The sequence below is a fragment of the Collimonas silvisoli genome, assembly GCF_018305005.1.
Taxonomy (GTDB): Bacteria; Pseudomonadota; Gammaproteobacteria; order Burkholderiales; family Burkholderiaceae_D; genus Collimonas; species Collimonas silvisoli.
In genome coordinates, this window is record NZ_JAGQEG010000152.1 from 1 (window position 1) to 6,868 (window position 6,868).

A 6,868-nucleotide genomic window follows, 5' to 3' on the forward strand; every position below is an offset into this window, starting at 1 on the left:
TTTGGAACCGTTTTGGGAATCATTCATGCCGAATCTTAATTTACTGCTGGGTTTTGCGCTGGTCGCCTTCGGCATGGTGCTGACGCCCGGCCCCAACATGATTTATCTGATCTCACGCTCAATCTGCCAAGGCCCCAAGGCCGGCTTCGTGTCGCTGGCCGGCGTCGCCACCGGTTTTGTCTTTTACATGCTATGCGCCGCGTTCGGCATCACCGCCCTCTTGTTTGCCGTGCCGCTGGCCTACGATATTCTGCGTTTCGGCGGCGCCGCCTATCTGCTCTACCTGGCTTGGCAAGCGGTAAAACCCGGCGGCCGCTCACCGTTCGCGGTACGCGACCTGCCCGCCGACAGCAACCGCAAACTGTTCTTGATGGGCTTGCTTACCAATCTGCTCAACCCCAAGGTTGCCTTGCTCTATCTGGCGCTGTTGCCGCAATTTATCGATCCGCACGGCGCCAGCATCCTGGTGCAGTCGCTGGTGCTTGGCGTGATCCAGATTGTCGTCAGCATCACGGTCAATTCGATGGTTACGCTGGCCGCCGGCTCGATTGCCGGCGTACTCGGCAGCCGCCCCAGCTGGCTGTTGATCCAGCGCTGGCTGATGGGCACCGTGCTGGCCGGTTTGTCAGTGCGGATCGCGTTGCAGGCAAAAAAATAAGCGGGCCACGCGATTCGATTATTGGCTAATATGCAAGTTGCCCATGAAATTCGGAGTTGCCTGAATGCCGCATTTGCCGCTTGCCTTGATTTCCACTGTCGTTCTGCTGTTGCATGCCGCCGGCGTCATCGCCGCGATCCACGCTTTGATGCACACCCGCACGCCGCAGGGCGCGGTGGCCTGGGTGTTCGGGCTGGTGCTGCTGCCCTACTTTACTTTGCTGCCCTATCTGTTCCTTGGCAGTAAACACTTCTCGGGCTATGTCGAACTGCATCATTCACGGCTGGCGCGCTTGCGCCAGCTGGACGATCCTGCCGAGCTAGCCTTGTCCGCGCAGTATCCGCCGCACACCGGCGCGCAACGCTACCAAGGCATCAGCAAAATGCTCGGCGTGCCGTTTCTGAGCGGTCATCGCTTGCGCTTGCTGGTCAACGGCACGGCGAGTTTCGATGCGATTTTCACGGCCATCGCCGGCGCTGAGCATTACGTGCTGGTGCAATTCTTCATTATTCACGACGATGAACTGGGCCGCCGGCTGCAAGCGGCGTTGCTGGAACGCGCCGCCGCCGGAGTAGGCGTACATGTGCTCTACGACGGTGTCGGCAGCCATGATCTGCCTAGTTCATATACGGCGATCCTGCGCGCCGGCGGCGTCCAGATCCATCAATTCGCCACGCGCCGCTGGCGCAACCGTTTCCAGCTCAACTTCCGCAATCACCGCAAGGTAGTGGTGGTGGACGGCTGGCGCGGTTTTGTCGGCGGCCTCAACGTCGGCGATGAATATCTGGGCCGCAAGCCGCCGCTGGCGCCGTGGCGCGATACGCATATGGAATTGCAAGGACCGGCGGTGGCCGACCTGCAACTGGCGTTCGACGAAAACTGGCATTGGATCACCGGCCAGCCGCTGTCCTTGCTGCCGCCACGGCCGTCCGCCGGCCAGGCCACCAGCCTGATTGCCGCCACCGGGCCGGCCGATGCGCAAGAGACTTGTTCGCTGTTCTTCGTGCAGGCGATCCACGCCGCTCGTCACCGGCTGTGGCTGACCACGCCCTACCTGGTGCCCGACTCCGCCGTCAACGCCGCCCTGCAGCTGGCGGTGTTCCGCGGCGTCGACGTCCGCATCTTGATCCCGGCCATCCCGGACCATCGCACGGTGTTCCTGGCCTCGACCTTGTACGCGCATGAATCGGTGCGCGCCGGCATCCGCGTGTTCCGCTATCAACCCGGGTTTACGCATCAGAAAGTGCTGTTGATCGACGACGACACGGCGGCGGTCGGCAGCATGAACCTGGACAACCGTTCACTCCGGCTGAATTTCGAAATCACCGCTCTGAATATCGATACGGCGTTTGCCGCCGAAGTCGAACAGATGCTGCGGGCTGATTTCGAACAGGCGGTCGAAATCGATACAACTGACTATGACCGCTTGCATAACCTGTATCGGGTGCTGATCCACGTCGCTCGTTTATTTAGCCCGGTGCTATGAATCCGGCGCGGGTAGAACCAATTGCTTTAAAAGCAAAAAATATTTAATCAGAAAATCCAGCTTGAATGACTGTATTTATATACAGTAATGGTATCCTATGGCCGTATTAAATATCGATACTTGTTGACTTCATGCCCTCGCCAATTCGTCGTATCGCACATCTGGATATGGACGCTTTCTACGCGTCGGTGGAACTGCTGCGCTATCCTGAGCTGCGCGGCCAGCCGGTAGTGATCGGCGGCGGCTCCAGGCACAAGCCCGAGCCTGGCGAGGACGGGCAACTGCGCTATTTCAAGCTGCGCGATTACGTCGGCCGCGGCGTTGTCACCACCTCCACCTACGAAGCCCGCGCGCTCGGCGTGTTTTCCGCCATGGGCATGATGAAGGCCGCCAAGCTGGCGCCGGATGCGATCCTGCTGCCGACCGATTTCGACTCTTACCGGCATTACTCGCGGCTGTTCAAGGCAGCGGTGGCCAAGATCGCACCGCTGATAGAGGATCGCGGCATCGATGAAATCTATATCGATCTGAGCCAGCACGCGGACGACATCCGCATCGTGGCGCAACGCATCAAGGACGCCGTGCGCCAAGCCACCGGACTGTCGTGCTCGATCGGCATCGCGCCCAACAAACTGCTGGCCAAGATCAGTTCGGAACTGGAAAAACCGAACGGCCTCACCGTGATTACCGAAGCCGATGTGCAGGCCCGCATCTGGCCGCTGGCTGCGCGCAAGGTCAACGGCATCGGCCCCAAGGCAGCCGAGAAATTGGCGGCGCTCGGGTTGCATACCATTGGCGAACTGGCGGCCGCGGATCCGGCCGTGCTGCAAGAAAATTTCGGCAGGACGTATAGCGAATGGCTGATGCGCACTTCCAACGGCCTGGACGACCGCCCTGTCGTCACCAGCTCTGAAACAAAATCGATCAGCCGCGAATCGACTTTTGAGAGAGACCTCCATGCCAAGCTGGACCGCCAGACGCTGACGCCGATGTTCACGGATCTGTGCGTGCGGCTTGCGGGCGACTTGCAAAGAAAAGGCTATGTCGCCCGCACCGTGGGGATTAAATTGCGCTTCTCAGACTTTCGCATCGTCACCCGGGATCTGACATTGCCCAATGCTACCGACGACGCGATTGCGATCCGGCAAGCAGCGGGAGAATGCCTGCGCCGCGTCACATTGGACAGGCGCCTGAGATTGCTGGGCGTGCGCGCCAGCGCACTAAGCAGAAAAGATGAAGCAATGAGCGAGTCAGTCGTCTTCCAGGGTGAATTGTTCAGCGACGAATAAGGCTATGGCGCCCTGGCTTCATGTGCTCGCAACTACCTCTATGCAATACAAGCCCCACGGACAAAGAGCGAAGCGCTGGCTCAACGGCTTTTGCGCTTCCTCGGCGACGCGATCGGCATCATAGATCGCAAAGATCGGCCCAAAACCGCCGATCGCCAACGGTTTGCCGTCGATATGCGTGGCCAGAATATAGCCGTATTTCCTGAGCTGGGCGAAGCTCAGTTGCGGCATATAACCGTCGACCGCATGAAACACAATCTGCGTCTGCGGCAGCTCGCTGGCGCCCAGCATATCCAGCACGTCGGCCAAGCGCGGACCGCATAGCTGATGCGGCCTGCCATCGTATTCCAGGGTCGGATTGATAGTCACTGCCGGCAGTTTGGCGAGCGCGGCGAGATCGAAAGTGAACGCACTGCTGAACTGCACGTTCTGCTTGTGCATCATCTGGTCGATCACCGGATCGGTCGGTCCTCGGTTGCTGCGTCCAATTGCGCCGAAAACAGTCAACACCGCCGGCGCAACCGCTAGCGACCTGCCTGCTGCAGCGCTCGCCGCATAAGCCGGCACGACAGAGCCTCCCAAGGCACCGATAATAGAGGCGGTGGCGGTCGACAGAAATTGGCGCTTTTTCATTCAGGACTCCGTGACAAAGACATTCGGTGGATATAAAAACATTTGGTGGATAATACACGAAGTTGCCAAGAAACAACATCGTCATTGTCAACCGAATATCTCCTGCCACGTTTATAAGACATCCCGCTGCAGATGCGGATTGTGAAACCCAATCAACGGAAGGAATCAATATGAAAAAGCTATTCGGCATCACCGCTCTCCTCTTCGCACTGACCCCATTCGCACAAGCCCAGAACGCAGGCGACCCATTGGCCGGCCATCCGGACGCCCGCAACGACCGCCAGGTCGAAACCCAAAAGGAAAAACCTGTTGCGCATCACCGCAAAGCGGTAAAGCACCATCCCAAAGCTGAACAAAAAGCTGAATCAAAAGCTGAACCAAAAAAATAATGTGCGGCAGAAGCACCGATGAAGACGCCTGCTCGAAATTCTGAGCAGGCGGTCATGCGTTTACAGCCGATTAGCGGCTGATTGGCAGCTAATCAGCTGCTAACTACCGAGTAGCAATTGCTGGCCGCACCAGATATCCCAGCCCCGCTGCAATCACTAACAAGACAGTCGCCGTCGACAAAGCGATCTTGACCCCGGCGTTCATATTGCCGCCGAAGCTATCGCTGACCAAGGCGCCAAATACCGCCACCCCGACCGCACCGCCAACCTGCCTGGCGGTATTCAGCACCGCCGATGCGGTTCCCGCCCTGGCCTTCTCGACGCTGGACAAGATCGAGGTTGTCATGGCCGGCACCGCCAGCCCCATGCCGGCCGGAATCAATACAAAGCCTGGCAGCATCTGCCAGAAACTGGCGTGAGCCGCGATGCCGATAGTTCCCAGCAAGCCATATCCCATTGCGCCGATCAGGCCGCCGAGCACCATCGGCAAACGTATGCCCGCCCGTCCGATCAGCCAGCCGCTGACCAGATTCGAAAAAATGAAGGTTCCGGTCAACGGCAGAAATGCCAACCCTGCTTGCAGCGACGTGTAACCTTGCACCTTTTGCAGATAAAAACTGATCACGAAAATCACGCCGTAGTAGGAAAAATTCACCAGCACGCCAAACAGGACGGCGGCAGTAAAGCTGGTTTGATGAAAGAAATTCAAAGGCAGCATCGGCTGCGGCACTTTCTTTTCTACCATGATGAATGCAGTGCCTGCGATCAGCGCCAGCCCAAATCCAGACAGCACCAGCGGATGCCACAGGCCCAGGGGATGGAGTTCGATCACCGCGCCCACCAGCCCGGTCAACGCAAAAATCGCCAGTATCTGTCCCAGCAGATCGAAGGAATGGGTATGTTGCTTGGCTGCGATGGCCGGCACCACGCGCAAGGTCAGTAGGAAGCCCAAAAGACAAATCGGGATATTCACCCAGAAAATGCTACGCCATCCCGCAGTCGCCAACAGCAAACCGCCCAGCACCGGGCCGGCGGCAATCGAGACACCGCCCGCCGCGGTCCAGAGTCCGATGGCCCTGGCGAGTAATTTTTTATCGTGAGCGCAAGCACGATTCAGGATCGCCAGCGAGCTGGGCACCAGCAATGCTGCGCCTATACCCTGAATCGCCCTGGCGATGTTCAGAAAGCCGGCATTCGGCGCTAACCCGCAAGCAATCGAGGCCAAGGCAAACAGCAGGAATCCGGCCAGGAACAAACGCTTGGAGCCGAACTTATCGCCCAAGGCTCCGGCCGATAACAGGAACACAGCAAAACCGAGGGTGTAGGCGTCCACCACCCATTGCAAGGCCGAGACCCGTGCATTCAGATCGGCGCCGATCTGCGGCAAGGCGACGTTGACAATGGTGATGTCCAGTTGAACGATGACAAAAGCAAAGCTGCTGGCCGCAATCGTCCAGCCCAATGCTGGCCTCGCCGCCGGCGTTAGCGCTGTCGTTGCCGTCTCTGCAACAGACGTCGCGCTTGCTTGCGCTGGTTGGGAAGATGTCATTGCAGCGACTCCGTTGCCTAGTGATCAAGCCTCGATTCTGGGCCAGTTGCGGTCGCTTGTCATGCGACAACAGTACGGTTACCATCAAACTATGAACGATGAACCCGACCTCAGCCGGCTGGCCCGCACCATCGGCGATCCGACCCGCATCCAGATGCTGGCGCTGCTGATGGAAGGCCGCGCCCTGACCGCCAAGGAACTGGCTTACGGCACCGAAATCAAGCCCGCCACCGCCACCACGCATCTGCGCCAGCTGCTGGAAGACAAGCTGCTCGACATGACCACCCAAGGCCGCCATAAGTATTTTCGGCTGGCCTCGCCGGAAGTGGCGCGGCTGATCGAATCGTTGATGGTGTTCGCGCCGAAACGCAAGCGTGCCGGCCCTGCTAACGGCAACGACGCCATCTGCACCGCACGTTTCTGCTACGACCATCTGGCAGGAAAACTGGGAACCCAACTGACCGAAGTGCTGCTGGAACGCGGCTTGCTGCATGCCGACGATGGCGTGTTTTCGCTGTCGGCGCAAGGCGAAACCTGGTTCCGGAGCTTCGGCATCGATACCCGGGAATTGCGGAAGAGCCGGCGCCAGTTTGCTTACCCCTGCCTCGACTGGAGCGAGCGGCGCGACCATCTGGCCGGCGCCCTCGGTGCGACATTGGCGAAACGCATGATCGAGCTGGGATGGCTGACCAGAAGCAAGCATTCGCGCGTGGTAGGCATCACGCCAGAAGGCCGCAGCGCGCTGACGGAACAATTCGGGATTACCCTGCACCAGGAATAAGCGGCAAAACGTTCCGCGTAAAGTCCAAGGAAATGCCATGCATCAAGGAGTGCTCTTCGCATTGCTGGCGGCAGCGCTGTTTG

7 protein-coding genes are annotated in these 6,868 nt (G+C 59.0%); 5 read left to right on the plus strand and 2 right to left on the minus strand.

The genetic code is table 11. The features are described 5' to 3' along the window. Positions 1 to 25: 25 nt before the first annotated feature. From KHU33_RS24730 to dinB, 3 genes are all read left to right on the plus strand, one after another. Positions 26 to 658, plus strand: a complete 633-nt coding sequence (locus KHU33_RS24730) for a LysE family translocator (protein WP_211467987.1) — start codon at positions 26 to 28, stop codon at positions 656 to 658. A gap of 64 nt (positions 659 to 722) precedes the next feature. After that, a complete protein-coding gene (gene cls, locus KHU33_RS24735; RefSeq protein WP_211467977.1) occupies positions 723 to 2,144 on the plus strand; it encodes a cardiolipin synthase in 1,422 nt (473 codons plus the stop codon). Between the two features lie 131 nt (positions 2,145 to 2,275). Beyond that, entirely contained in the window at positions 2,276 to 3,433 is a 1,158-nt protein-coding gene (gene dinB, locus KHU33_RS24740) for a DNA polymerase IV (protein ID WP_211467979.1), read from the plus strand. Positions 3,434 to 3,451: 18 nt separating this feature from the next. Here dinB and KHU33_RS24745 read toward each other — a convergent pair whose 3' ends face one another. Beyond that, entirely contained in the window at positions 3,452 to 4,066 is a 615-nt protein-coding gene (locus tag KHU33_RS24745) for a molybdopterin-dependent oxidoreductase (RefSeq protein WP_211467981.1), read from the minus strand. Between the two features lie 170 nt (positions 4,067 to 4,236). Here KHU33_RS24745 and KHU33_RS24750 point away from each other — a divergent pair, with 170 nt between their 5' ends. After that, a complete protein-coding gene (locus KHU33_RS24750; RefSeq protein WP_211467983.1) occupies positions 4,237 to 4,455 on the plus strand; it encodes a hypothetical protein in 219 nt (72 codons plus the stop codon). Between the two features lie 103 nt (positions 4,456 to 4,558). Here KHU33_RS24750 and KHU33_RS24755 read toward each other — a convergent pair whose 3' ends face one another. Beyond that, the gene (locus tag KHU33_RS24755; protein ID WP_230414539.1) at positions 4,559 to 6,004 is read right to left on the minus strand and encodes an MFS transporter; all 1,446 of its coding nucleotides are present in this window, start codon (positions 6,002 to 6,004) and stop codon (positions 4,559 to 4,561) included. 91 nt (positions 6,005 to 6,095) lie between these two features. On the opposite strand from KHU33_RS24755, the gene KHU33_RS24760 reads away from it, so the two are divergent. After that, positions 6,096 to 6,785, plus strand: coding sequence for an ArsR/SmtB family transcription factor (locus KHU33_RS24760; RefSeq protein ID WP_211467985.1), 690 nt, complete (start codon positions 6,096 to 6,098; stop codon positions 6,783 to 6,785). Positions 6,786 to 6,868 lie beyond the last annotated feature (83 nt).